We start from the raw sequence: 25,629 nt of genomic DNA on the forward strand, positions 1-25,629 counted from the left end.
CACCAACTGATCTGATTATATTTGTAATGGCATTCGCTTGTTTAAAATGAGTCTCTTTATTTGTCTTTGTGTTAGCCATCTCTGTGTTCTTGCCAACTTTCTTTTCTTTTGTCGTTTTCACTAATTTCATTACCAACTTTTTTTTTCAAAAAACAATCTTACCCTTCAAAATTATCATGGAAACTAATACGAAAAACCCACTCAAGTTAGATCAACCCATTTATTATCAACGCGCAGTTAAGCCATGGTCTTTCAATTCTTTTTCTAACTTGGCTACGGCGTTCCAAGTGGGGATCACGCTATCAGGGTTTAAAGAAATGGAAGTGATGCCCTCTTTGACTAAAAACTCTGTCACTTCAGGGTAATCGCTTGGGGCTTGCCCGCAAATCCCGCAATATTTGTTGTGCCTTTTACAAGCTTCAATCGCTTTTTTAAACATTTTTAGCATCGCTTCATTCCTTTCATCAAAGACATGGCTGACTAACTCGCTGTCTCTATCCACGCCTAAAGTGAGTTGGGTTAAATCGTTTGATCCAATAGAAAAGCCATCAAACAAGCTTAAGAAATCATCAGCCAAAATGACATTCACCGGTAATTCACACATGATATAAATTTCAAGTCCGTTTTTACCGGATTCTAAATTGTTTTTTCTTAAGATTTCTAGGACTTTTTTACCCTCTTCAATGGTTCGCAAAAAGGGGATCATCACTTTCATGTTGGTTAATCCCATTTCTTCTCTCACTAACGCTAAGGCTTCACACTCCCATGAAAACGCTTCATTATAGCTCTCTGAATAATACCGACTAGCCCCTCTATAACCAAGCATGGGGTTTTCTTCATTAGGCTCATAGCTAGAGCCGCCAAGCATGCGCATGTATTCATTGGATTTGAAATCGCTAGTCCTTACAATCACAGGTTTAGGGTAAAACGCTGCGCTGATCATGCCAATGCCTTCAGCGATTTTTTTCACAAAAAAATCTTTAGGGTTAGCATAGCCTGCCATGAGGTTTTCAATTTCATTTTTTTCTTTCACGCTTTTTTTGTGGTGCAAATCCACTAAGGCTAAAGGGTGGGCTTTGATTTGATTTAAAATAATCATTTCCATTCTGGCCAGCCCTACGCCGTGATTAGGGAGTTGAGAAAAGCCAAAGGCTTTTTCAGGGTTTCCAATGTTAATGTAAATTTTTGTTTGAGTTTCTTGCATGTTAGAAAGCTCCACCCTTTCAATTTCATGCTCATAAATGCCTGCATACACATAGCCCTCTTCGCCCTCAGCGCAAGAAACCGTGATTTCCATGCCGGTATAAAGGCTATCAGTCGCCCCGCTCACCCCAACAATGGCCGGCACGCCAATTTCTCTCGCCACAATAGCGGCATGGCAAGTGCGCCCTCCACGATTAGTGATAACCGCACTCGCTTTTTTCATGCAAGGCTCCCAATCTGGGTCGGTGTTATCTGTAACTAAAATTTCGCCCTCTTTAAAAGAATTCATATGCTCCAAATCATTGATGATACGCACTTTCCCTGAGCCAATTTTACTCCCAATCGCTCTGCCTTGTAAGATAATCTCTTTTTTTTCGTTAGGGTTTTTGAATTTGAATTTCTCAAAGACTTGATTTTCTTCTTTACTTTTTTGGCTTTGAACGGTTTCAGGGCGCGCTTGAACGATAAAAATTTCCCCGCTATCGCCATCTTTAGCCCATTCTATATCCATAGGGCGGTATTGTTTGGCTTCTTTAGAGTAATGTTTCTCAATTTCAATGGCGTATTTGGCTAAAATCAGCACGTCTTCATCGCTCAATGAAAAGGATTGCCATTCTTTTTTGGTGGTTTTAATGTTTCTGGTAGGGTGTTCGCTACCCCTTGGGGCATAGACCATTTTTTGCGTTTTATTGCCGAGCTGCCGTTTGATAATGGGGCGTTTGTTTTGCTCTAAAGTGGGCTTAAACACATAAAATTCATCAGGGTTTATCGTGCCACCCACCACATTTTCGCCTAACCCCCACGCTGAAGTGATAAACACCGCGTCTTTAAAACCGGTTTCAGTGTCAATAGAAAACATCACGCCCGCGCTGCCTTTATCCGCTCGCACCATTTTTTGCACCCCCACGCTCAGCGCGACTTTTAGATGATCAAACCCACGACTCGCCCTATAGCTAATCGCTCTATCGGTAAAAAGCGACGCCAAACAGGATTTGATATAGTGGATCAATTCTGTTTTACCCTTAATGTTTAAATAAGTGTCTTGCTGCCCGGCAAAAGAAGCGTCCGGTAAATCTTCTGCAGTAGCGGAACTCCTTACCGCCACATCGGCTTCTTTCATGTTATATTGCTGGCTTAAAATCTCATAAGCTTGAAAAATCTCATCCCTCAAATCGCTAGGAAAAGGCGTGCCAAAAATAAGCTCTCTGATTTGTTTGGAGCGGATTTTTAACACATCAATTTCGGTGGCATCAACATTTTCTAAAAGCTCTATGATTTTTTGTTTAGCCCCCCCTTGCTCTAAAAGATACCAATACGCTTCGCTGGTGATCGCAAAGCCATCAGGCACTTTAATACCAATAGGCACTAATTCTTGAAACATTTCACCAATGCTAGCGTTTTTGCCCCCAACCAGATTCACATTCTTATTGTTCAACTCTTTGAAAAACTTGATATATCGCACAAAACTCCCTTAAAATGATCATTAAGTCTCTTAAAACATAAAATATAATAATGATAGCATGATAGAGCTTTAGTTTGAGCTAGTTTGTATTCTAAGCTTTTTAATAAGGGGTGTATTCTTTTTGGTTTATGATTTTATTGTATAATGGGCGGTCAGTTAGGTATTTTTGAATAGAAAGGGTGGTTTTGTATAGGCGGTTGTTATTGAATTTGCTTTGTATGGTGTTTTTACAAGCGTGTTTAAAGCCTATGAGCGACCCTAAAGCTGAGAAAGTGGATTCGCAAGTGCAATGCGGGTTTGGCTCAAAAGATTGCTAAATTTTAAGGTTTATAAGAAAGGAAACATAAGTTTTAAAGAATGAGTGCGGAACTGATTGCTGTTTATAAAGACGAGCAAATAATAGATTTAGAGAGCGCGAAAGTCTTGGGGCTGAGCGATGGGGTTAAAGCGTTAAAAGGGAGCGAGCCGATATATTTTGATGATTCGCCTTTGGCTTTAGAAGTGATCAGGCATTCATGTGCGCATTTGCTCGCGCAAAGCTTGAAAGCCCTTTATCCGGACGCGAAATTTTTTGTAGGCCCTGTGGTAGAAGAGGGGTTTTATTACGATTTTAAGACTTCTTCAAAAATCAGCGAAGAGGATTTGCCTAAAATTGAAGCGAAAATGAAAGAATTTGCGAAGTCAAAGCTCGCTATCACTAAAGAGACTTTAACCAGAGAGCAAGCTTTGGAGCGTTTTAAGGGCGATGAATTAAAGCATGCGGTGATGAGTAAAATCAGTGGCGATATATTTGGCGTGTATAAACAAGGCGAGTTTGAAGATTTGTGTAAGGGGCCTCATCTCCCAAACACCCGTTTTTTAAACCATTTCAAGCTCACTAAATTGGCTGGGGCTTATTTGGGTGGCGATGAAAACAATGAAATGCTCATTAGAATCTATGGCATCGCTTTTGCCACCAAAGAGGGCTTAAAAGACTATCTTTTCCAAATAGAAGAAGCGAAAAAACGAGATCACAGAAAGCTAGGCGTGGAGCTAGGGCTTTTTAGTTTTGATGATGAAATAGGGGCGGGCTTACCTTTATGGTTGCCTAAAGGGGCAAGGCTTAGGAAGCGCATTGAAGATTTATTGAGTAAAGCGTTACTTTTAAGAGGTTATGAGCCGGTTAAAGGCCCTGAGATTTTAAAAAGCGATGTGTGGAAAATCAGCGGGCATTATGACAATTATAAAGAAAACATGTATTTCACCACGATCGATGAGCAAGAATACGGCATAAAGCCCATGAATTGCGTGGGGCATATTAAAGTCTATCAAAGCGCTCTACACAGCTACAGGGATTTGCCCTTAAGGTTTTATGAATACGGCGTGGTGCATCGGCATGAAAAAAGCGGCGTGTTGCATGGGCTTTTAAGGGTTAGGGAATTTACCCAAGACGATGCACATATTTTTTGCTCCTTTGAACAGATCCAAAGCGAAGTGAGTGCGATTTTAGATTTTACGCATAAAATCATGAAAGCGTTTGATTTTAGCTATGAAATGGAATTATCCACAAGGCCGGCTAAATCCATAGGCGATGATAAAGTTTGGGAAAAGGCCACTAACGCTTTAAAAGAAGCCCTAAAAGAGCATCGCATTGATTATAAGATTGATGAAGGGGGAGGGGCTTTCTATGGGCCTAAGATTGACATTAAAATCACTGACGCTTTAAAGCGTAAATGGCAGTGTGGCACGATTCAAGTGGATATGAATTTGCCTGAACGCTTCAAGCTCGCTTTTACCAATGAACACAATCACGCTGAACAGCCGGTGATGATCCACAGAGCGATTTTAGGCTCGTTTGAAAGGTTTATTGCGATTTTGAGCGAACATTTTGGGGGGAATTTCCCTTTCTTTGTTGCGCCCACTCAAATCGCTCTCATTCCTATTAATGAAGAGCATCATGTTTTTGCTTTGAAATTAAAAGAGGAATTAAAAAAGCGCGATATTTTTGTAGAAGTGCTGGATAAAAACGACAGCTTGAATAAAAAGGTGCGATTAGCCGAAAAGCAAAAAATCCCTATGATTTTAGTGTTAGGGAATGAAGAGGTGGAGACCGAAATTTTATCCATTAGAGACAGAGAAAAACAAGCTCAGTATAAAATGCCCTTAAAGGAGTTTTTAAACATGGTTGAATCTAAGATGCAAGAGGTTAGTTTTTGAGTAGAAGCGAAGTGTTGTTAAACGGAGACATTAATTTTAAAGAAGTGCGTTGCGTGGGCGATGATGGCGAAGTGTATGGGATTATTTCTTCCAAAGAAGCGCTAAAAATCGCTCAAAATTTAGGCTTGGATTTGGTTTTGATTTCAGCGAGCGCGAATCCCCCTGTGTGTAAGGTGATGGATTATAATAAATTCCGCTACCAAAATGAAAAGAAAATCAAGGAAGCCAAGAAAAAGCAAAAGCAAATTGAAATCAAAGAGATCAAGCTTTCCACTCAGATTGCGCAAAACGATATTAACTACAAAGTCAAGCATGCGAGAGAATTTATTGAAGCCAATAAACATGTCAAATTCAAAGTGGTTTTAAAGGGCAGGGAGAGCCAAAATTCAAAAGCTGGGCTTGATGTGCTTTTTAAAGTCCAAACAATGATGCAAGATTTAGCCAACCCTGAAAAAGAGCCAAAAACCGAGGGGCGTTTCGTTTCGTGGATGTTTGTGCCTAAGGCTAAAGAAGCCCCCAAAAACGAAAAGAAAACCAAAGAAAATAACCCGCCTTTTAATCGTATTAACCTTATGAAAGGAGAAAATCATGCCAAAAATGAAGACTAATCGCGGCGCGTCTAAGCGTTTCAAAGTTAAAAAAAACTTGATTAAGCGTGGCAGTGCTTTTAAAAGCCATATTTTGACTAAAAAAAGCCCTAAGCGCAAAGCCAATCTAAACGCACCAAAACATGTGCATCACACTAACGCGCATTCTGTCATGTCGTTGCTTTGCAGGGCTTAGGAATGCTCATTAGGAAGTGGAGTTAACCCCCTTATTTAAGGGAAAGTCGTTTGAAAAACGCACCTAAAAATATTTTAAAAAGAAAGGTAAAGAAATGAGAGTTAAAACAGGCGTTGTGCGCAGAAGACGCCATAAAAAAGTCTTAAAACTCGCTAGAGGGTTTTATAGTGGCAGAAGAAAGCATTTTAGAAAGGCTAAAGAACAGCTTGAAAGGAGCATGTATTATGCCTTTAGGGATCGCAAACAAAAGAAAAGAGAGTTCAGGAGTTTGTGGGTGGTAAGGATCAATGCGGCTTGCAGGATGCACAATACAAGTTATTCGCACTTCATGCATGCTTTAAAAGTGGCTAACATTGAATTAGACCGCAAGGTTTTAGCAGACATGGCGATGAATGACATGCAAGCCTTTAAGAGCGTGTTAGAGAGCGTGAAAGAGCATCTTTAATCTCTATTGGCTGTTAGGTTTTAGTTTTAGCCTAAAAAGGTGAGAGGATTTAGGAATTTTTACTAAAAAGTTCCTAAAATTGATTTTTGTTTCAATTTATTTTCATTCAATCGCTATATTTAATCAAAAAGAAAGTAATTTTATAGTAGAATGTAGCATTTAGAACTCAAATAGAGAAAATGTAGAAGGAAGGAATACATGAAGAAATCTGTTATAGTAGGTGCTATCTCTCTAGCAATGACGAGCTTGTTGTCAGCAGAGACCCCCAAGCAAGAAAAAGCTATTAAGACTAGCCCTACCAAAAAAGGTGAAAGAAATGCTGCTTTTATAGGGATTGATTACCAGTTGGGTATGCTTAGCACTACCGCTCAAAATTGTTCCAATGGCAATTGTAATGGTAATCAAAGTGGGGCTTATGGCTCTAACACGCCCAACATGCCCACAGCGTCAAACCCCACAGGAGGGCTTACCCATGGCGCTCTAGGGACTCGTGGGTATAAGGGCTTGAGCAACCAACAATACGCTATCAATGGTTTTGGGTTTGTTGTAGGGTATAAGCATTTTTTTAAGAAATCCCCACAATTTGGAATGCGTTATTACGGGTTCTTTGATTTTGCAAGCTCTTATTATAAGTATTACACTTATAATGATTATGGCATGAGAGACGCTCGCAAGGGTTCTCAAAGTTTCATGTTTGGCTATGGGGCTGGCACAGATGTGTTGTTTAACCCGGCTATTTTCAATCGTGAGAACTTGCATTTTGGGTTTTTCTTAGGCGTTGCGATTGGTGGCACCTCTTGGGGTCCAACAAACTATTATTTCAAGGACTTGGCTGATGAATACAGAGGGAGTTTCCACCCTTCAAATTTCCAGGTCTTAGTGAATGGAGGGATTCGTTTAGGCACGAAACACCAAGGTTTTGAAATTGGCTTGAAAATCCAAACCATCCGCAACAATTACTACACCGCTAGTGCGGATAATGTACCTGAAGGGACTACTTATAGATTCACCTTTCACCGCCCCTATGCCTTTTATTGGCGTTACATTGTAAGCTTTTAAGGTGTTTTAGGGTTAATCTTATGGGGGCATAGAAAAGGGCTTTTGCTCTTTATGGCCTTTTATGATTTTCTTGTATCAAAGCCGTTGTTTAATCAATACGGCACAAAAATTAAAGCACAATCCTTACAAGCAATTGAACTTACCAACAACAGCACACAAACAATTCTTTGAAAAATCAAAAATGAGTTCATTATTTTTAAAAATAATGATAGGGGATATTAGCTGTTTTAATGGAGCGCTGATTATAAAATCTAAAAATCAATTGGCTATTAAAGCACTATAAGTTATCTTTAATCAATCAAATGATAGAATTTATTCTTTATTTTTGAATTGGGAGCATTTGATGAAAAAATTGGCGTTTTCTTTATTATTTACAGGGACTTTTTTGGGGCTTTTTTTGAATGCGAGTGATTTTAAAAGCATGGATGATAAGCAACTATTAGAGCAAGCAGGGAAAGTCGCTCCTAGCGAAGTTCCAGAGTTTCGTGCAGAAATCAATAAGCGATTAGCAGTGATGAAAGAAGAAGATCGTAAAAATTATAAAGCGGATTTTAAGAAAGCGATGGATAAGAATTTGGCTTCTTTAAGTCAAGAAGATCGCAACAAGCGTAAAAAAGAAATCCTTGAAGTCATTGCTAACAAAAAGAAAACAATGACCATGAAAGAGTATCGTGAAGAAGGGCTAGATTTGCATGATTGCGCATGCGAAGGCCCTTTTCATGATCATGAAAAAAAGGGCAAAAAAGGGAAAAAATCAGGCCATCATAAGCATTAACGCTTAAGGTGTGCTAACTTTTTTTGATTTTTGTAAAACCACGCCGTAAATCCCTAGCTTTTGGCTGTGGGGATTAGGGCGTTTTCGTGTTATAATTGTCATGGCGTTTGGGCATTGACTCTTAAAATAGAGGCTATCTATTTGGTGGGTGGGCTTTGCTACTCTTAAAATCCCTTAGCTGTGGGGAGCATGTCAATTTTTTAGGGTTAAAGTTTTTGGAGTGTTTGTATTTTTTGGATATTTATAGTATCATACCCAAATGATGAATACCCTTTGAAAGTCTGTATTTTAAGATGATCAAAATAGCTTGAATTCTAGGTGGGTTTTTATAAATAGAAGAAGATTTTAAAAGAGGGCTTAATGAAAAGTAGCGTCTGTTTTTGTTGCGGTTATGGATATAGGAGTTTGGTGTGAAGCGAATTTTATTTTTTTTAGTGGCTACGACTTTTTTGTTGAGAGCAGAAACGGCTTCTGCTACTATTAACACTACAGTTGATCCCAATGTTATGTTTTCTGAAAGCTCCACAGGGAATGTGAAAAAAGACCGCAAGAGGGTTTTAAAGAGCATGGTTGATTTGGAAAAAGAGCGCGTGAAGAATTTTAACCAGTATTCTGAAACCAAGATGAGTAAGGGCGATTTGTCCGCTTTTGGAGCTTTCTTTAAGGGGAGTTTGGAAGATTGCGTGGAGCAAAAGATTTGTTATTATGAGCATAGGAATGGTAAGGTTTCTTTTGTGGTGAATGACAGAGAAAAGTTTTATAAGCATGTGCTTAAAGACTTAGGGACAGAGCTTTCACTCCCCTTGTTCAATTGGCTTTACAAAGGCTCAGATTTTGGGGCTTTGCATGAGCAGTTTGGGGACATGTATGATGGGTATATCAAATACTTGATCAGCATGGTTAGGGTAAGCCAAAAAGAAAAGGCTAGAAAAGTGGATGCAATCGTTCTTAAAAAAATGGAAGAACAAGCTGAGAAAGACACTAAGGCAGCATTCCAAAAGAGGAGCAGTGGGGAGCTTGAAAGCCATACTGATAGCCCTGAATTTATAAGCTCTTCTAATACACAGAATTCTTCTAACCTAGATCTAGACCCTATGACTAACGCTAACACGCTCAAAGAAACAGCTTCAAAAGAGCCAGAGACTTCTTCAAAAAAAGAGAAAAAACCTAAGAAAAAACGCCGCCTTTCAAAGAAAGAAAAGCAACAACAGGCCTTACAGCAAGAGTTTGAAAAGCAAGTTAGTGGCTCTAGTGAGTCTGAAAAATAGCAAAATAGCCTAGCTTACCTTTTAGTAGGGGGTTTTAAATAAGTCTCTTAAGTGCTTCTTTTCTAGGCTTTATAGCTCTCTATCGCTAAGCTCTGTGTCCTATTGATTAGGACTATCTCTTTTAAAAACCACCGCTTTTTTTAAAGTTTTTAAACTTCTCAGCTCTTTTTACGCTTAATGATTAGCTCTTTTGTTACGCAAAAATCTTTGAAACATAATGACGGATAGAACCATGATAAAATAACCTTAAGACATTCCAACGCATTTCATATAAAAGCGTGTGAAAATTTTTGGTTTTATTTTAGTGGGGCATTGGCAATCAATTGATGTCTTTGAGTATTTTTCACATTTAAAAAAAGCTTGCGAAAAGCGAGTGATAGTTTCTCATAATGTGCTCTTATGGGGTTATGGGGGATTTAGTTTTGGGGGTTGTAGGGGAATATTTCAAAATGCCTCCTATCCCCTTATGGGTTTGAATAAACTTTTTGCTATAAAATGGAATCCAAAACGATGGAATAACGCTTTAAAACCCTATTAAAATTTTTGAAGGATATTAAAGTTGGGTAGGGCTTATTTGTATTTGTTAAAAACAAAGCCTTTTTATTTTGAATTTAAAGCCCTAAAAGTTGAGAGCTATCCCTTAGCATTTTAAAGTCTTAGCTAACCCCCCTAACGAAGTCTCTTTGTATTTTTCATTCATGTCTTTTCCGGTCGCATACATCGTAGCGATCACTTCATCCAGACTCACTTTAGGCTTGTATTCATCTTCTAGGGCTAGTTTAGAAGCGCTGATCGCTTTAATCGCTCCTAAAACATTGCGTTCAATGCAAGGGATTTGCACCAAGCCCCCCACCGGATCGCATGTCAATCCTAAATGGTGTTCCATAGCGATTTCACTAGCGATTAAAACCTGTTGCGTGGTCGCTTGGCACAAACAGGCTAACCCCCCCGCAGCCATAGAGCTTGCCACGCCAATTTCAGCCTGACACCCCGCTTCTGCGCCGCTCAAGGAAGCGTTTTTTTTGTAAAGATAGCCAATCGCCGCGCTGGTGAGTAAAAAATCATTGATGGCCTTTTGCGATAAATTTTCAAACAAATGGTTTTTAGCGTATAAAAGCACGCTTGGCACCACCGCACACGCTCCATTAGTGGGGGCGGTTACCACCTTTCCTCCGCTAGCGTTTTCTTCAGCGATGGCGCGAGCGTAAAGCGAAATGTAATCAATCAACGCTAAGGGGTCTTTCCCGCTTGTGGGGTGTTTTTCTAAACGAGTTTTAATGCTTGGGGCTAATCGTGTTACTCTCAAAGAACCGGGAAGATACTTTTCTTTAGAATTAGCCCCATTATCATAACACTCAAGCATCGCATGATAAATTTTAGCCATCATTGCATCAGGGTGGTTTTTCAGGGCATTTTCTCTCAAACGCACGATTTCAGCGATGCTTTTTTGGTGTTTTTGGCACAATTCTAGCAACTCTTTAGCGCTTGAAAAATCATAAGCAACGCTTTCATTTTCACCCTCTTCAGACAAATTGTCTAATTCTTTTTCAGTATAAACAAACCCTCCACCAACAGAATAATAAGTCTCTTCTTTTAAAACCTCATTTTTAGCGTTAAAAGCTTTTAGAATGAGGGCGTTTTGGTGTCTGGCTAAAGGTTTGTTGTCAAAAATCAAATCTTTAGCATAATCAAAAGGGATATGATGCTGGTTGGCGAGTTTTAAAACTTTGTTTTCAAACGCTTCATGCAATAAGGCTTTTTTGGTTGTTACCTCTAATTCGTTAGCGTAAATGCCATGCAAGCCAATTAAAACCGCCTCATCGCTCAAATGCCCTTTACCGGTCAAGGCTAATGAGCCATGCAAGGTGATTTGAACGCGTTCAACCTGCTCTAAAATGCCTTTTAACAACCCGCAAAATCTCGCCCCAGCTTCCATAGGCCCTATGGTGTGTGAAGAGCTAGGCCCCACGCCGATTTTAAAAATGGATAAAATGGAAAAACTAGCCATTAAAATAGTCCTAAAAACACGCTCAAAGCCGTCAAGCTCCCAAAAACAAACACAAAAATATCCACCTTGAAGTTTCTAAAACGCTTCAAACTAGAAACGCTATAAAAAGCGACCATGGGCATCACAAACAGAATGAGCGCGATAATGGGACCGCCTAAATTTTCAATAAAATCCAAGATATTAGGGTTAATATAAGCCACAAGCGTGATAGTCAGCCATAAAAAAATCGTTACGCTCACACTCAAGGTTTTAGAAGCTTTTTTCAACTTTAAACTTTGAATGATAATGCCTTCTAAACCCTCTTTAGCCCCATAATAATGCCCAAAAAAAGATGAAAAAATCGCTAAAAAAGCCACCACAGGCCCCGCATAGTTGATTAAAGGGTTGTTTAGGGTGTTAGCAAAATAGCTTAAAATGGGGATATTTTGTTCCCTTGCTTTCACAAAATCATCAGCATTCAAGCACATGACGCACGAAAACACAAAAAACATCACAAACCCTAAAAGCATCAGCGATGTCCCTAATTCAATTTGATTGAGTTTATACTCTTTGAAAGCGCCGTATTCTTTTCCCACATTTTGGGTGAAGGTTGAAATAATGGGGCTATGGTTGAATGAAAACACAAGCACCGGTAAGGTTAGCCAAATCGCTAACACAAATTCTTTAAAGCTCGGCACCACAAAAAGATTAGCGCCTTGCCAATAAGGGATAAGATATAAAGAAAAAAGCAATAAAATCAAGCATAAAGGATACACTAAAGCGTTACAAATGCGCGTAACAATCGTAGCGTTAAAAACCATCACCAACATCATTAAAGAGACTAACGCTACAGCCAATAAGCCCCGATGAAAAGGTGCTAAATGCAACTGGTTAGTGAAAAAATGATCAAACACATTAGTGATACCCACCCCATAAGCCAAACAAATAGGATAAATCGCCAAGAAATAAAGCAAAGTGATAAGAAAACCCCATTGAGCGCCAAAATGAGAGCGAACGACCATGGTAATGTCTTCTTTATCTTTAGATCCTATGAAATAAGCTAAGGCTCTATGCCCCAGATAAGTTAAAGGGAAAATGATCGCGCTCATTACTACAATAGCCCATATCCCATGCCCACCGGCTCTAATAGGCAAAAATAAAATCCCAGCCCCCACCGCCGTGCCAAATAAAGACGCTATCCAACGCAAATCAAACAAATTGAGTTTTTTAGGATCTCTTGGAACTGCTTTTTCTTGTACCATGCTTAAACCGCCCTTTTATCGTGTTAAAGAGCTTTCATTGTAGCATAAAGCTTTTTATGATTGGGGTTTTTTGAGATTAAGGGGGTGGTTTTGGGCGTGCATTTATTTTCTAAAATCCACGATTTAACCCGCACAAGCTATAATAACGCTTAAAAAAAGATTAATAAAGGATTATAGAAATGTCAAACACAACCTGGTCGCCAACTTCATGGCATTCTTTTAAGATAGAGCAACACCCCACTTACAAAGATAAGCAAGAATTAGAAAGGGTCAAAAAAGAATTGCACTCCTACCCTCCCTTAGTGTTTGCTGGCGAAGCGAGGAACTTGCAAGAGCGTTTAGCCCAAGTCATTGACAATAAGGCGTTTTTGTTGCAAGGGGGCGATTGCGCGGAGTCGTTTTCTCAATTTAGCGCTAACCGAATTAGGGATATGTTTAAAGTGGTGATGCAAATGGCGATTGTCTTAACTTTTGCTGGCTCTATACCGATCGTGAAAGTGGGGCGCATTGCCGGGCAATTTGCCAAGCCTCGCTCCAATGCGACTGAAATGCTGGATGATGAAGAAGTGTTGAGTTATAGAGGGGATATTATCAATGGGATTTCCAAAAAAGAAAGAGAGCCAAATCCTGAAAGAATGCTTAAAGCCTACCATCAAAGCGTAGCGACTTTGAATCTTATCAGAGCCTTTGCTCAAGGCGGGTTAGCGGATTTGGAGCAAGTGCATCGTTTCAATTTGGATTTTGTCAAAAACAACGATTTCGCACAGAAATACCAGCAAATCGCTGATCGGATCACGCAAGCTTTAGGGTTTATGCGAGCGTGTGGGGTGGAGATAGAGCGAACGCCTATTCTTAGGGAAGTGGAATTTTACACCAGCCACGAAGCGTTACTGCTCCATTATGAAGAGCCTTTGGTGCGTAAGGATAGTTTGACTAACCAGTTTTATGATTGCTCCGCGCACATGCTGTGGATTGGCGAAAGGACAAGAGATCCTAAGGGCGCGCATGTGGAGTTTTTAAGGGGGGTTTGTAACCCTATTGGCGTGAAAATCGGGCCTAGTGCGAGCGTGAGCGAAGTGTTAGAATTGTGCGATGTCTTAAACCCGCACAACCTTAAAGGGCGTTTGAATTTGATCGTGCGCATGGGTTCTAAGATGATTAAAGAGCGTTTGCCTAAGCTTTTACAAGGGGTGTTGAAAGAAAAACGCCATATTTTATGGAGCATTGATCCCATGCATGGCAACACGGTTAAAACCAGCTTGGGGGTTAAAACAAGGGCTTTTGATAGCGTGTTAGATGAAGTGAAAAGCTTTTTTGAAATCCATAGGGCTGAAGGGAGTTTAGCTTCAGGGGTTCATTTGGAAATGACGGGTGAAAATGTTACAGAATGTATCGGTGGCTCGCAAGCGATCACCGAAGAGGGTTTGAGTTGCCATTACTATACGCAATGCGATCCAAGACTAAACGCCACTCAAGCCCTAGAGCTCGCTTTTTTAATCGCTGACATGCTTAAAAAACAACGATCTTGATTGAAATCAAGATAATAAGAGGCTTTAGTCAAGCGATCGTTTCTTGTAGCGCGTTCTATAGGGGGATTTAGTTGGGGGTTGTAGGGGGAGAGTTTTTCAAAATACCCCAATTATCCCCTTAAGAGAATGGGTTTTACATAAAATAAAGTTTTAAAAATTAAAGGATAATAAGGTTAAATAAGGTTTTGAGTGCCGACATTTGATGAAAACAGAGCCAAATATTAATCTATCTTTAACTCTTTTTCTTTATAATTATCGTAAGCATTTTAATATTCAAAGGAGCTTGAAATGAGAATTTCTCTTTTAGCTGTAATTTTAGCGTTATTGTTTGTGGCTTGCCACGAAACTAAAAAACAAATCTTACAAAACGAAGCCGATAGCACCCCTTCAGAAAAAACCATTTGGCAGCCTGAACAAAAATAAAAATTGTAAAAATACTCAAAAGCGTTTTTAAAATAACACAATCAAAAAGCTAGCGAGTGGTGGTTTTTTGTAGTGCGATCTTAGGGGCTATTAAGGGGGAATGGTTTCAAAACACCCCCTATCCCTTATGAGTTTCGTTATCAAACTAAAACGAAGTTTAAAGAAACAAGTTCTTAAAAGCAAGAGAATGGCCAAAAAGCCTAAAATTAAAAAACCTCAAATTAAAACGGGTGAAAGTTAGAAAGTTAAACTATAAACTCTCTAAAACCTTTTGAGCATGGCCTTTCGCTTTGACATTGTAGAAGCATTTTTCTAAAACGCCTTGCGTGTTGATAATGAAAGTGGAGCGGATAATCCCCAAATGCTCCTTCCCATAAAGCATGCGTTTGCCATAAGCTTTGTAAAGATTGGCGGCTTTTTTATCTTCATCGCAGAGCAAGATCACATTCAAAGAGCATTGGCTGATAAATTTTTGATGCGATTGCGCGTTATCAGGGCTTACGCCTACGACAATAGCGTTTTTCTTTTCAAATTCATTAAACAGAGCGCTAAAGTCTTTGGCTTCTAGAGTGCATCCGGGGGTGTTGTCTTTAGGGTAGAAATACAGCACCACTTTTTTATGGAGCAAATCTTTTAAAGAAATTTCTACGCCATCGCTGTTTTTCAACCTGAAATCAGGGGCTAATTGCCCTACTTCTAATTTTTCCATTCTTATCCTTTAATAGAGAATGACAGCGACTTTTTGAGGCCCATGCACCCCAAAAACGGTTTTTAATTCAATATCAGCTGTCCGGCTAGGCCCGCCAATAAGGAGCATGTTTGTGGGTAATGTGCCGTTTTGGCTTTGGTTTTTTAAAGCTTGCACGCCTTCACTCAAATTGCGCACAATGGATTCTTTTTTCAATAAAATGATGCAATTAAGGGTGATGAGCGAAAGCAATCGCGGGCTTGCATGCGAAGAAACCGCCCCAATCATGCCCAAGCTTGAAATCCCACAAACCCCATGCAATAAAGCCGTATCAATCTCAAACAACTCTTCACGCATCGCTTCAATTTCTTTATCATAGGGCTGTAAAGTGAAATCCTTAAACGCTTCAAAATTCAAATTTAAATCTGTAGAGTGTAAGACTTTTTTGCTTTGAAAATTTTCTAAAGCTTTTAAAATGGCTTGCTCTAAATTTTCTTTAGCGCTTTCAATGACTTCAGCTTTATTCAACACCTGGAAATGCTTGTATTCTTCCACTAAGTCTTCAAACTCCACTTTAATGATATTTCTATAAATAGGGTTTGCTCCCTGAATGGCATGTTTGGCTCTGGCTTCTTTAATGCGCTTTAAAATAAGCTCTTTACTCATAAATCACCCCTTCTAAGTGCTGGACTTTTGCATGCAAGCTCGTGTCCATATTGGGTAAGGTCCTAACACTCGCCCACTCTTTGACTAAAGGCAGTACGGGAGCTAAAAGCTTGCCTAAAGGCGAGAAAAATTGAGCCATTTTCAATTGGAAACGCCACTTAGCCCCATCGCTTGCCATTTTGGCAAACATTTTCATAGAGAATTTTTCCATCCCGCTGTGTTGGGTGCTTTTAGCCCCCTTAATTACGCCCCTGCCCTCGCCCACTTTATCCGATCGTAAATCTCTAATGAGTTCGGCTAAAGGGATTTCTACAGGGCACACTTCAGTGCAACGCCCGCAAAGACTGCACAAATTAGGGATATGCCCGTAATTATTCAAGCCAAAGAGTTGGGGGGATACCACCACGCCTATAGGGCCAGGATAAGTAGAAAGATAGGCATGCCCACCGATTTTATCATACACAGGGCAGTGGTTCAAACAAGTCCCGCAACGAATGCATGAAAGGGCGCAGTAATACTTTTCATCAGCCAAAATATTAGAGCGGTTGTTGTCTAATAAAATGATATGGGCTTCTTTAGGGCCGTCTAAATCATCGTTTTTTCTAGGGCCTGTGATGATGTTTTGATAACAAGTGATAGGCACACCCACAGCACTTGGGGCGAGCAAATTGTTTAAAATCGCCGCATCATCAAAGCTTTCTACTAATTTTTCAATCCCACAAATTGCGACATGCACATCGCATGCGGTGGTGCTCATTCTGCCATTGCCTTCATTTTCCACTAACCAGATCGCTCCCTCATTAGCGATAGCGAAATTAACCCCACTGATCCCCATTTTAAAGCTTTCAAATTCTTTGCGCATGTGTTTTCTGGCGATCGCATTGAGCTTTTCAGGCTCTTCTTCATAAGCGGCGTTGAGTTTTTCTTCAAAAATCTTACCGATTTGCTTGCGGTTTTTATGGATAGCCGGCACGACAATATGCACAGGGTGTTCATTAATGAGCTGGATAATCAATTCGCCCAAATCCGTTTCTTGCGCTTGAATGCCCTTTTCTTTCAAGTAATGGTTCAAGCCAATTTCTTCGCTCGCCATGGATTTTTGTTTTAAAATGCGCTTGATATTCTTTTCTTTAGCGAGGTTGTAAATGATTTCATTAGCTTCATCGCCGTCTTTAGCGTAGTGGATTTTAAAGCCGTTTTTGGTGGCGTTTTTTTCAAACAATTCCAAATATTCATCAAGCCTGGATAAGATTTTAAGCTTGACTTCTTTGCCTAATTCCCTTAAATTTTCCCACTCGCTGTAACGATTTTTAAGGAGATTCTTACGATTAGCCCTTAAGGTATCCATTGCAGAACGCAAATTTTCCCTTAATTGCATATCGCCTAATTGGTCGGTGATGATTTCTTCGTATTCTTGGTCGCTATGATATTTTTCCATTGATTATTCCTTAAAATAATTCTTTAATGTTAAAGCCCAAGCCTTGAGGCTAAAAAGTCATAAAAATGCATGGGTTTTGTGGGAGAGCCCATTTTTTGCATAGCGGTGCTGATATTCATCAAACACCCAGCATCCGCTGAAACAATCACATCCACATGACGGCTTTCTATGTCTTTAATCTTTTCTTTGACCATAACCGCTGAAATTTCAGGCTCTTTAACTGAAAAAGTCCCCCCAAACCCGCAGCATTCTTCTTCTTTTTCCAATTCAATGAGTTCCACGTTTTTAAGCTGTCTGATGAGGTTTTTCGCTGAGTCAATCACTTTAGCCACCCTTAAAGCATGGCAATTAGAATGCCATGTGATTTTAAGGGGTTCGCCCTTATCTTCATATTTGACTTGCAATTTTTTATCCAAAAACTCGCTCAATTCATACACCCTAGAGCAAAAATCTTTAACCATGTTGAATTCCGCATGCCCTTCAAACAATTCCAAATAATCATGCCGCATCATCCCTGTGCATGAACCGCTAGGCAAGATGATAGGGTAGTCGTTATTGGAATAAAGTTTGATATTGTATAAAACGACTTTTTTCGTCTCTTCATAGTATCCTGAGTTATAGCTTGGCTGGCCGCAACATGTCTGGTCTTTTTTAAAAACCACTTCCAAATTTTCCTTACGGAGTAATTTGATAGCGTTAAGCGATGCGTTGCTGTATATGGCTGCTCCTAGACAAGTGGCAAAGAAATTGACTTTCAAAGAAGGCTCCTTAAAATTCCAAATTAAGAGTTTCAAACACAGATAGTATAATACTCAAAATTAGTAAGATTGTAACCACAAGTTGATAAACCCACTCGCTCAAATATTGTTACTAAAATAAACCACAGACGCGCTCAACCCCACCTAATATTAAACGCTACTTAAAATTAGTTTTTTCTTTTAAGTAAGATAAAGAAATACTTTTAATTATTCAAGGAAAATTTATGGAATTTTATCAAGTCTATGACCCATTAGGCCATATTTGGTTGAGCGCTTTAGTCGCACTTTCGCCTATTGCGCTCTTTTTTATCTCTCTTATTGTTTTTAAACTTAAAGGGTATAGCGCTGGGTTTTTAAGCTTAGCGCTTTCAATCCTTATTGCGTTATTTGTGTATAAAATGCCCGCTCAAATGGTGAGCGCGAGTTTTTTCTATGGCTTTCTTTATGGCTTATGGCCGATCGCATGGATTGTGATCGCTGCGATTTTTCTTTACAACCTTTCAGTGAAATCCGGGTATTTTGAGATTTTAAAAGAAAGCATTTTAAGTTTGACGCCGGATCATCGCATTTTAGTGATTTTGATCGGGTTTTGTTTTGGCTCGTTTTTAGAAGGAGCGATCGGTTTTGGAGGCCCGGTAGCGATCACAGCGGCGATTTTAGTGGGTCTTGGGCTAAACCCCTTATACGCTGCTGGGTTATGTTTGATCGCTAACACCGCTCCTGTAGCTTTTGGTGCAGTGGGCATCCCTATTACGGCGATGGCTAGCGTGGTGGGTATCCCTGAATTAGAGATTTCTCAAATGGTGGGCAGGGTGTTACCCATTTTTTCCATTGGTATTCCTTTTTTCATCGTGTTTTTGATGGATGGCTTTAGAGGGATTAGAGAAACTTTTCCTGCAGTGGCCGTTACGGGCTTTAGCTTCGCTATCGCGCAATTTTTAAGCTCTAATTATCTGGGGCCGCAGCTTCCGGATATTATTTCAGCTTTAGTGTCCTTAGTCGCTACCACTTTATTTTTAAAATTCTGGCAGCCCAAACGCATTTTCACGAGCAATGGCAAAGAGCCTACGATAAACACAGAAAAACACCATATTTGTAAGGTGATTGTGGCGTGGATGCCTTTTGTGTTGCTCACGATTACGATTATTATATGGACGCAACCATGGTTTAAAGCGCTCTTTAAAGAAGGTGGGGCTTTGGCGTTTTCTAGCTTTGCGTTTGAATTCAATTCTATCAGTCAAAAGATTTTTAAAACCGCTCCCATTGTTACTGAAGCAAAAAGCTTTCCTGTTGTGTTCAAATTCCCTTTGATCCTAACGACAGGCACTTCCATTTTTTTAGCCGCCCTTTTAAGCGTGTTTTTGTTGCGCGTGAAAATCAGCGATGCGATAGGGGTGTTTGGGGCTACTTTAAAAGAAATGCGTTTGCCGATTTTAACCATTGGCGTGGTTTTAGCGTTCGCGTATGTGGCTAATTATAGCGGTATGAGCGCCACGCTCGCTTTAGCGTTAGCGGATACTGGGCATGTTTTCACTTTCTTTTCGCCTGTGGTGGGCTGGCTTGGGGTGTTTTTAACCGGAAGCGATACGAGTTCTAATCTTTTATTTGGCTCTTTGCAAATGCTCATCGCTACACAGCTTGGCTTGCCTGAAGTGCTTTTCTTAGCGGCCAACACTTCCGGGGGCGTTGTGGGCAAAATGATAAGCCCTCAAAGTATCGCTATCGCTTGCGCAGCGGTGGGGTTAGTGGGGAAAGAGAGCGAATTGTTCAGATTTACAGTAAAATACTCCATCGCTTTGGCGATCATTATGGGGATTGTCTTCACTCTTATTGCTTATGTCTTCCCCTTTATTATCCCCATCATTCCTAAATAAGGGGGTTTTTAAAGAGATCTAGCGCTAAGAGAATATTTTTAAAAAGGGATTTTTTAGTGCTAGAATTTCATCAAGTTTATGACCCTTTGGGTAATATTTGGCTGAGCGCTCTTGTAGCCTTATTGCCGATTTTGTTATTTTTCTTATCTTTAATGGTTTTTAAACTCAAAGGTTATACAGCGGCCTTTTTGAGCGTGGCCTTATCAGCCATTATTGCGGTTTTAGTGTATAAAATGCCTGTTAGCATGGTGGGTTCAAGCTTTCTTTATGGCTTTCTTTATGGCTTATGGCCGATCGCTTGGATCATCATTGCAGCGATTTTTTTATACAAACTCAGCGTTAAATCCGGCTATTTTGAAATCTTAAAAGAAAGCGTTCAGTCCATCACTTTAGATCACCGCATTTTAGTGATTTTGATTGGCTTTTGTTTTGGCTCATTTTTAGAAGGCGCGATCGGCTTTGGAGGGCCTATTGCCATTACAGCGGCGATTTTAGTGGGCTTAGGGTTAAGCCCTTTGTATTCTGCCGGGTTATGTTTGATCGCTAATACCGCTCCTGTGGCTTTTGGCGCGGTGGGTATCCCTATAAGCGCGATGGCGAGCGCGGTAGGGGTGCCAGCGATTTTAATTTCAGCCATGACGGGTAAAATCCTCTTTTTTGTGAGCTTGTTAGTGCCGTTTTTCATCGTGTTTTTAATGGATGGCTTTAAAGGGATTAAAGAAACTTTTCCGGCCGTTTTTATCGCGGCTTTTTCTTTCGCTGGCACGCAATTTTTAAGCTCTAATTATTTAGGGCCAGAATTGCCCGGCATTATTTCAGCCCTTGTTTCACTCGTTGCAACGGCGCTCTTTTTGAAATTTTGGCAGCCTAAAGCGATTTTTAGAAGCGACGGCAAAGCGGTTTCATTCACTAAAACTAACCATCATATCTGTAAAATCTATGTCGCTTGGTCTCCTTTTGTGATTTTAGTTTTAGTCATTGTGTTATGGATACAGCCTTTTTTTAAAGCTTTATTTGAAAAAGACGGCTTGTTAGCTTTTTCTAATTTTTATTTTGAGTTCAATAATATCAGTAACCACATCTTTAAAAGCCCGCCTTTTGTAGAAGCCAATCAAAGCGTGAGTTTTCCTGTGGTGTTTAAACTCCTCTTAATCAACACGGTTGGCACTTCCATTTTTTTGGCCGCTCTTGTTAGCATGCTCGTTTTAAGGGTGCGAGTGAGCGATGCAGTGAGCGTCTTTGGCGAGACTTTGAAAGAAATGCGCTACCCCATTCTCACCATTGGTTTAGTCTTAAGCTTTGCTTATGTGTCTAATTACAGCGGGATTTCTTCCACTCTAGCCTTAGCGCTCACCCATACAGGCTTAGCTTTCACCTTTTTCTCGCCTTTGATCGGGTGGGTGGGCGTGTTTTTAACCGGAAGCGATACGAGTTCTAATCTTTTGTTTGGCTCTTTACAGCAACTCACCGCCCAACGATTGCACCTCCCTGAGGTTTTAACCCTAACAGCTAATACCGTGGGAGGCACTTTAGGAAAAATGATAAGCCCTCAAAGTATCGCTATCGCTTGCGCGGCAGTGGGGTTAGCCGGGAAAGAGAGCGATTTATTCAAATTCACGGCTAAATATTCGCTTATTTTTGTAGCGATCATGGGAGTCGTGATCAGCGCGATCGCGTATTGGATCCCTGAAGTGGTGCCTGCGATAAAGTAGAGCCATTTTAGATTTGGTAGGGTTTAACCCCCAAATAAATTTTTTTGTTTTAAAAGATTTAGGATTTTAAGCGTCATAGAGCTTATGGGTAAGGTCTCTAAATCTTTAAGGCTATAAAAACGAATAGGGTTTTTTAAATCTTTTGTGGTGGCAAGGTAGAGGTTTAAATTGAGCTTGAATTTAGTGTGGCTGTGCTTGATAGCACCTAAAAAGGGGAGTTTGAATTCTAAATCCTCTTTTAAATTAGGAAAATGGTGCATCCCCAAATAGAGTTTTTGCTCTATTTTTTCTAAAGCGATTTGGTTATTTTGGATCACAACGCCCAAGTAACGCTCTTCTTGAATGATCTCTTGTTTTTTCTTAAGCGTGTGTTTTTCTAGGTGGTTTTTACCTAAACAATAAGGATTGAAAGGGCAAATCGCGCATTTGGGTTTAGGGGAGCAGATTAAAGCCCCTAGATCAATTAGGGCTTGGTTATGATTAAAGCTTTCATTAGAATTAAGAAAGTCATTCGCCTTAATTTGTAAGTCTTTAGCCGTGATATTAGGATCCAAACCAAAAAGCCTTAAAAGCACTCGTTTGATATTAGCATCCACGCATGCACTCTTTTCTCTAAAGCCAAAACATAAAATCGCATTAGCCGTGTATGCGCCAATCCCGGGGAGTTTTAATAGGCTTTGATAGTCATTGGGTAATTGTGAGTTGTGTTCTTTAACGCAGATTTCAGCGCTTTTTTTTAAATTTTTAGCCCTTGAATAATAGCCAAGCCCTCTCCAGAGCAATAAAACCTCCTCTAATTGAGCGTTCGCTAAGTCTTTTAAAGTGGGGAAAGCTTTTAAAAAAGGGGAATAAAAACGCTCAATTACCGTGTTGATTTGGGTTTGTTGGCTCATCACTTCGCTGATATAGACTTCATAAGGAGCGTTAATGCCCTTTAAATTCCTAAAAGGTAAATCCTTTCGCCCAAATTCTTCATACCATTTTAAAAGGGCGTTGTGTAAAGTTTCCAGCTACAACCACCTATAAGCGATGAATTTGACCCAAGGCACGCACACGCTTAAAAACACGATCAAATACACCATGCCAAAAATAAACCCCCATTTCCAAAAATCCTTGCTTGAAATATACCCGCTCCCGTAATAAATGGTGGATGGGCCTGTGCCATAGGGGGTTAAAATCCCCATAATCCCTAAAGAAAGCATTAAAAACAAGCTCAATTCTTGCAAATTGACCCCTTGAATGTGCGAACCAATCCCCACAAAAAGCGCAAATAACGCGCTCACATGAGCGGTGATACTGGCGAAAAAATAATGCAACAGATAAAAGAAAGCTATAATAAACAAGACCGCTATTAACGGATCCAAGTTGGCATGCTCTAAAAAATTTTGAGCCACATTGCCGATAAAATTTAAAAAACCCACATTTTTAAGCCCGCCAGCCATCGTGAGCAGCGATCCCAGCAATAAAAAAATATTGAACGCGCTCTTGTTTTTAATGATGTCTTCATAGCTTACAATCTTACAAAACGCCATTAAAACCATGACAATCAAAGCCGTCGCGCTCGCATGCAAGCCTAAAGATTTACCAAAAATCCAACCCAATAAAGCCAATAAAGTGAGGCTGAGCATTAAAATTTCTTTTAAAGAAAACCTCCCCATGCCCTCTAATTCTTTTTTGGCCCACAAACTCACTTCCTTTGAGCCTTTTAAGGTGGGTTTGCAGGTTTTATACGCTAATAAAGGCACGAGTAAGATCAAAACCACCCCACAAGGCAAGAACGCTAAAAACCACGAAAACCATGAGATTTCATTCACGCCCATTTTGGTAGCGATTTCCATTGCTAGGGGGTTAGGAGCGAGCGCGGTTAAAAACATGGACGAAGTGATGCAAGTTGAAGCCAAAGCGACCCACATCAAATACGCGCCGATTTTGTTAGGGTTATTATTGGGAGTAGAACCCATTAAGGGTGGGATAGAAGAAACTATGGGATAGAGTATGCCCCCACTTCTAGCGGAATTGCTAGGGATAAAGGGGGCCAGACACAATTCGCTCAAACCAATCGCATAGCCTAAACCTAAAGGGGTTTGCCCTAAAAACCTAATGAGTAAAAGAGCGATCCGTTTCCCTAACAAGCTTTTTTCATACCCTAAACCCAAAATAAAAGCGACAAACACAAGCCACACCGTTTTATTCGCATACCCGCTCAAACCCCATGAAATGGCCTTATTAGCGCTCGCTACTTCATCACTCGCTCCAATTTTTAACGCCACGCACAACACTAACGCGCTCAATGCCACTAAACCTGGTGGCACCGGCTCTAAAATTAGCCCTATAATCATGCCCATGAAAATACAAAAATAAAGCCATGCGTTAGGGTTTAGCCCGTCCGGTGCACCTAAAAAATACAACAGCGTTGCGATAAAAAAAGGGGCAAGAATGATGAGGGTTTGTTTAATCATGTTTAACCTTTAGCCAAAGATAGTAGCAATTTGGCTTAAAAATGCCATTCAAATGGGATTAAGTTATTACAATGTTACAGAAAAAGATTAAAAATTAAGCTTTTTGAAAAAGATAAAATTTTATAATTATGTTTATCTTTGTTGAATTTACTACAAATAGGAGTATTGCATGCAAGAAAATGTGCCTTTGAGTTATGATTATTCCATTAGCAAATTGTTTCTTTATGCGATGGTTGCATTTGGGATAATAGGCATGTTAATAGGGATCGTGCTAGCCTTTGAATTGTCTTTCCCTAACTTGAATTACATTGCAGGGGAGTATGGCGTTTTTGGCCGCTTACGCCCCTTACACACGAATGCGGTGATCTATGGTTTCACTCTTGGAGGGATTTGGGCGAGTTGGTATTATATCGGTCAAAGGGTGCTTAAAATCACTTATTACCAACACCCCTTTTTGAAAATTGTAGGGTTATTGCATTTTTGGCTCTGGATTCTTCTTTTAATACTAGGGGTTATTAGCTTGTTTGCTGGTCTTACTCAATCTAAAGAATACGCTGAATTGATGTGGCCTTTAGATATTATCGTGGTTGTGGCATGGGTGCTATGGGGGGTTAATATGTTTGGGAGCATGAGCGTTAGGAGGGAAAATACCATTTATGTGTCTTTATGGTATTACATCGCTACTTATGTGGGTATAGCGGTGATGTATATCTTCAATAACCTTTCTGTCCCCACCTATTTTGTCGCTGATATGGGGAGTGTTTGGCATTCTATTTCTATGTATTCAGGCAGTAATGATGCGCTCATTCAATGGTGGTGGGGGCATAATGCGGTCGCTTTTGTCTTTACGAGTGGGGTGATTGGCACGATTTATTATTTCTTGCCTAAAGAGAGCGGTCAGCCTATCTTTTCTTACAAACTCACTTTGTTTTCTTTCTGGAGCTTGATGTTTGTTTATATTTGGGCAGGTGGGCACCATTTGATTTATTCCACCGTACCTGATTGGGTGCAAACCCTTTCTAGCGTGTTTTCAGTGGTGTTGATCTTGCCTTCGTGGGGGACAGCCATTAACATGCTTTTAACGATGAGGGGCCAGTGGCACCAGCTCAAAGAAAGCCCTTTGATCAAGTTCTTAGTTTTAGCTTCAACTTTCTACATGCTTTCCACTTTAGAAGGATCCATTCAAGCCATTAAGAGCGTGAACGCTTTAGCGCATTTTACCGATTGGATCATTGGGCATGTGCATGACGGCGTGCTTGGGTGGGTAGGCTTCACTTTGATTGCGAGCATGTATCACATGACACCTAGGCTTTTCAAAAGAGAGATTTATTCAGGCAGGCTTGTGGATTTCCAATTCTGGATCATGACTTTAGGGATTGTGCTTTACTTTTCGTCCATGTGGATTGCAGGGATCACGCAAGGGATGATGTGGAGGGATGTGGATCAATACGGGAATCTCACTTACCAGTTCATTGACACGGTTAAGGTGCTAATCCCTTATTACAATATTAGAGGCGTTGGGGGTCTTATGTATTTTATTGGATTTATTATTTTTGCCTACAATATTTTTATGACAATCACAGCAGGCAAAAAATTAGAGCGTGAGCCCAATTACGCCACGCCTATGTCTAGATAGGGGAGG

The 25,629-nt window shown here is 40.1% G+C and carries 23 protein-coding genes; 13 read left to right on the forward strand and 10 right to left on the reverse strand.

The genetic code is table 11. The annotated features are described in order from the left end of the window. Together EWZ81_RS02310 and ppsA are read right to left on the reverse strand one after the other, a co-directional pair. Window positions 1-130: DUF874 family protein (locus EWZ81_RS02310; protein WP_165548894.1), on the reverse strand; the 130-nt coding region annotated here is incomplete at its 3' end. A gap of 96 nt (window positions 131-226) precedes the next feature. Continuing rightward, window positions 227-2,665 carry a pyruvate, water dikinase gene (gene ppsA, locus EWZ81_RS02315; RefSeq protein WP_165548895.1) on the reverse strand — a complete coding sequence of 813 codons (2,439 nt, stop codon included), beginning with the start codon at window positions 2,663-2,665 and terminating at the stop codon, window positions 227-229. A 185-nt stretch (window positions 2,666-2,850) separates the two neighbouring features. Between ppsA and EWZ81_RS08580 the strand changes: the two genes are divergently transcribed. The 8 genes from EWZ81_RS08580 (at window position 2,851) to EWZ81_RS02350 (ending at window position 9,191) form a co-directional block, all read left to right on the forward strand. Beyond that, window positions 2,851-2,982 carry a hypothetical protein gene (locus EWZ81_RS08580; protein WP_001892720.1) on the forward strand — a complete coding sequence of 44 codons (132 nt, stop codon included), beginning with the start codon at window positions 2,851-2,853 and terminating at the stop codon, window positions 2,980-2,982. A 40-nt stretch (window positions 2,983-3,022) separates the two neighbouring features. After that, window positions 3,023-4,861 (forward strand): threonine--tRNA ligase, encoded by a 1,839-nt coding sequence (thrS, locus tag EWZ81_RS02320; RefSeq protein ID WP_165548896.1) that lies wholly within the window; start codon window positions 3,023-3,025, stop codon window positions 4,859-4,861. Then, a complete protein-coding gene (infC, locus tag EWZ81_RS02325; RefSeq protein WP_079335257.1) occupies window positions 4,858-5,469 on the forward strand; it encodes a translation initiation factor IF-3 in 612 nt (203 codons plus the stop codon). Before thrS ends, infC begins: the two co-directional genes overlap by 4 nt. Then, the gene (rpmI, locus tag EWZ81_RS02330) at window positions 5,450-5,644 is read left to right on the forward strand and encodes a 50S ribosomal protein L35 (protein ID WP_001125542.1); all 195 of its coding nucleotides are present in this window, start codon (window positions 5,450-5,452) and stop codon (window positions 5,642-5,644) included. Before infC ends, rpmI begins: the two co-directional genes overlap by 20 nt. A 94-nt stretch (window positions 5,645-5,738) precedes the next feature. After that, window positions 5,739-6,089 carry a 50S ribosomal protein L20 gene (gene rplT / locus EWZ81_RS02335; protein WP_001264166.1) on the forward strand — a complete coding sequence of 117 codons (351 nt, stop codon included), beginning with the start codon at window positions 5,739-5,741 and terminating at the stop codon, window positions 6,087-6,089. A gap of 198 nt (window positions 6,090-6,287) precedes the next feature. Next, window positions 6,288-7,148 carry an outer membrane protein gene (locus EWZ81_RS02340; protein ID WP_000750211.1) on the forward strand — a complete coding sequence of 287 codons (861 nt, stop codon included), beginning with the start codon at window positions 6,288-6,290 and terminating at the stop codon, window positions 7,146-7,148. Between the two features lie 343 nt (window positions 7,149-7,491). Further along, a complete protein-coding gene (locus tag EWZ81_RS02345; protein WP_021172922.1) occupies window positions 7,492-7,923 on the forward strand; it encodes a DUF1104 domain-containing protein in 432 nt (143 codons plus the stop codon). A gap of 410 nt (window positions 7,924-8,333) precedes the next feature. After that, window positions 8,334-9,191, forward strand: a complete 858-nt coding sequence (locus EWZ81_RS02350; RefSeq protein ID WP_165548897.1) for a hypothetical protein — start codon at window positions 8,334-8,336, stop codon at window positions 9,189-9,191. Window positions 9,192-9,831: 640 nt separating this feature from the next. On the opposite strand, the gene EWZ81_RS02355 is transcribed toward EWZ81_RS02350, so the two are convergent. Both EWZ81_RS02355 and EWZ81_RS02360 read right to left on the reverse strand, forming a co-directional pair. Beyond that, window positions 9,832-11,199 carry an L-serine ammonia-lyase gene (locus EWZ81_RS02355; protein ID WP_165548898.1) on the reverse strand — a complete coding sequence of 456 codons (1,368 nt, stop codon included), beginning with the start codon at window positions 11,197-11,199 and terminating at the stop codon, window positions 9,832-9,834. Beyond that, complete coding sequence (locus EWZ81_RS02360; protein ID WP_165548899.1) at window positions 11,199-12,440, reverse strand: serine/threonine transporter; 1,242 nt, start codon at window positions 12,438-12,440, stop codon at window positions 11,199-11,201. The genes EWZ81_RS02355 and EWZ81_RS02360 overlap by 1 nt, the downstream gene beginning before the upstream one ends. Before the next feature lie 179 nt (window positions 12,441-12,619). On the opposite strand from EWZ81_RS02360, the gene EWZ81_RS02365 reads away from it, so the two are divergent. Next, the gene (locus EWZ81_RS02365; RefSeq protein WP_165548900.1) at window positions 12,620-13,969 is read left to right on the forward strand and encodes a class II 3-deoxy-7-phosphoheptulonate synthase; all 1,350 of its coding nucleotides are present in this window, start codon (window positions 12,620-12,622) and stop codon (window positions 13,967-13,969) included. A 288-nt stretch (window positions 13,970-14,257) separates the two neighbouring features. Continuing rightward, complete coding sequence (locus EWZ81_RS08585; RefSeq protein ID WP_001222899.1) at window positions 14,258-14,392, forward strand: HP0135 family lipoprotein; 135 nt, start codon at window positions 14,258-14,260, stop codon at window positions 14,390-14,392. Window positions 14,393-14,642: 250 nt separating this feature from the next. Here the strand turns inward: EWZ81_RS08585 and EWZ81_RS02370 are convergent, their stop codons facing one another. Genes EWZ81_RS02370 through EWZ81_RS02385 form a run of 4 tightly spaced genes read right to left on the reverse strand, consistent with a single transcriptional unit; the run spans window position 14,643 to window position 17,942 of the window. Next, entirely contained in the window at window positions 14,643-15,101 is a 459-nt protein-coding gene (locus EWZ81_RS02370) for a peroxiredoxin (RefSeq protein WP_079353801.1), read from the reverse strand. Between the two features lie 9 nt (window positions 15,102-15,110). Continuing rightward, window positions 15,111-15,746 (reverse strand): LutC/YkgG family protein, encoded by a 636-nt coding sequence (locus EWZ81_RS02375; protein ID WP_128065440.1) that lies wholly within the window; start codon window positions 15,744-15,746, stop codon window positions 15,111-15,113. Continuing rightward, the gene (locus EWZ81_RS02380) at window positions 15,739-17,184 is read right to left on the reverse strand and encodes a LutB/LldF family L-lactate oxidation iron-sulfur protein (protein ID WP_165548901.1); all 1,446 of its coding nucleotides are present in this window, start codon (window positions 17,182-17,184) and stop codon (window positions 15,739-15,741) included. The genes EWZ81_RS02375 and EWZ81_RS02380 overlap by 8 nt, the downstream gene beginning before the upstream one ends. Before the next feature lie 29 nt (window positions 17,185-17,213). Beyond that, window positions 17,214-17,942: a (Fe-S)-binding protein gene (locus tag EWZ81_RS02385; RefSeq protein ID WP_000867255.1), complete on the reverse strand. Its 729-nt coding sequence runs from the start codon at window positions 17,940-17,942 to the stop codon at window positions 17,214-17,216. A 224-nt stretch (window positions 17,943-18,166) separates the two neighbouring features. On the opposite strand from EWZ81_RS02385, the gene EWZ81_RS02390 reads away from it, so the two are divergent. Together EWZ81_RS02390 and EWZ81_RS02395 are read left to right on the forward strand one after the other, a co-directional pair. After that, on the forward strand, window positions 18,167-19,816 hold the full coding sequence (locus EWZ81_RS02390; RefSeq protein ID WP_165548902.1) for an L-lactate permease: 1,650 nt from the start codon (window positions 18,167-18,169) through the stop codon (window positions 19,814-19,816). 56 nt (window positions 19,817-19,872) lie between these two features. Next, complete coding sequence (locus EWZ81_RS02395) at window positions 19,873-21,528, forward strand: lactate permease LctP family transporter (protein ID WP_165548903.1); 1,656 nt, start codon at window positions 19,873-19,875, stop codon at window positions 21,526-21,528. 23 nt (window positions 21,529-21,551) lie between these two features. On the opposite strand, the gene EWZ81_RS02400 is transcribed toward EWZ81_RS02395, so the two are convergent. Further along, window positions 21,552-22,538 (reverse strand): adenine-specific DNA glycosylase, encoded by a 987-nt coding sequence (locus tag EWZ81_RS02400; RefSeq protein ID WP_165548915.1) that lies wholly within the window; start codon window positions 22,536-22,538, stop codon window positions 21,552-21,554. Next, window positions 22,539-23,987, reverse strand: a complete 1,449-nt coding sequence (locus EWZ81_RS02405; RefSeq protein WP_165548904.1) for a DASS family sodium-coupled anion symporter — start codon at window positions 23,985-23,987, stop codon at window positions 22,539-22,541. A 169-nt stretch (window positions 23,988-24,156) separates the two neighbouring features. Here EWZ81_RS02405 and ccoN point away from each other — a divergent pair, with 169 nt between their 5' ends. Then, window positions 24,157-25,623, forward strand: a complete 1,467-nt coding sequence (gene ccoN, locus EWZ81_RS02410; protein ID WP_001157640.1) for a cytochrome-c oxidase, cbb3-type subunit I — start codon at window positions 24,157-24,159, stop codon at window positions 25,621-25,623. Window positions 25,624-25,629 lie beyond the last annotated feature (6 nt).

The organism is Helicobacter pylori (genome assembly GCF_011140715.1).
Classification (GTDB): domain Bacteria; phylum Campylobacterota; class Campylobacteria; order Campylobacterales; family Helicobacteraceae; genus Helicobacter; species Helicobacter pylori_DA.

What these genes read in the sequence shown, in the direction of transcription:
- EWZ81_RS02370 (WP_079353801.1), bottom strand. Translation starts at nt 15,101, where the DNA reads ATGGAAAAATTAGAAGTAGGGCAATTAGCCCCTGATTTCAGGTTGAAA.
- rplT (WP_001264166.1), top strand. Translation starts at nt 5,739, where the DNA reads ATGAGAGTTAAAACAGGCGTTGTGCGCAGAAGACGCCATAAAAAAGTC.
- EWZ81_RS02375 (WP_128065440.1), bottom strand. Translation starts at nt 15,746, where the DNA reads ATGAGTAAAGAGCTTATTTTAAAGCGCATTAAAGAAGCCAGAGCCAAA.
- rpmI (WP_001125542.1), top strand. Translation starts at nt 5,450, where the DNA reads ATGCCAAAAATGAAGACTAATCGCGGCGCGTCTAAGCGTTTCAAAGTT.
- EWZ81_RS02365 (WP_165548900.1), top strand. Translation starts at nt 12,620, where the DNA reads ATGTCAAACACAACCTGGTCGCCAACTTCATGGCATTCTTTTAAGATA.
- EWZ81_RS02390 (WP_165548902.1), top strand. Translation starts at nt 18,167, where the DNA reads ATGGAATTTTATCAAGTCTATGACCCATTAGGCCATATTTGGTTGAGC.
- EWZ81_RS02355 (WP_165548898.1), bottom strand. Translation starts at nt 11,199, where the DNA reads ATGGCTAGTTTTTCCATTTTATCCATTTTTAAAATCGGCGTGGGGCCT.
- EWZ81_RS02405 (WP_165548904.1), bottom strand. Translation starts at nt 23,987, where the DNA reads ATGATTAAACAAACCCTCATCATTCTTGCCCCTTTTTTTATCGCAACG.
- EWZ81_RS02380 (WP_165548901.1), bottom strand. Translation starts at nt 17,184, where the DNA reads ATGGAAAAATATCATAGCGACCAAGAATACGAAGAAATCATCACCGAC.
- EWZ81_RS08585 (WP_001222899.1), top strand. Translation starts at nt 14,258, where the DNA reads ATGAGAATTTCTCTTTTAGCTGTAATTTTAGCGTTATTGTTTGTGGCT.
- EWZ81_RS02360 (WP_165548899.1), bottom strand. Translation starts at nt 12,440, where the DNA reads ATGGTACAAGAAAAAGCAGTTCCAAGAGATCCTAAAAAACTCAATTTG.
- EWZ81_RS02340 (WP_000750211.1), top strand. Translation starts at nt 6,288, where the DNA reads ATGAAGAAATCTGTTATAGTAGGTGCTATCTCTCTAGCAATGACGAGC.
- thrS (WP_165548896.1), top strand. Translation starts at nt 3,023, where the DNA reads ATGAGTGCGGAACTGATTGCTGTTTATAAAGACGAGCAAATAATAGAT.
- ccoN (WP_001157640.1), top strand. Translation starts at nt 24,157, where the DNA reads ATGCAAGAAAATGTGCCTTTGAGTTATGATTATTCCATTAGCAAATTG.
- EWZ81_RS02345 (WP_021172922.1), top strand. Translation starts at nt 7,492, where the DNA reads ATGAAAAAATTGGCGTTTTCTTTATTATTTACAGGGACTTTTTTGGGG.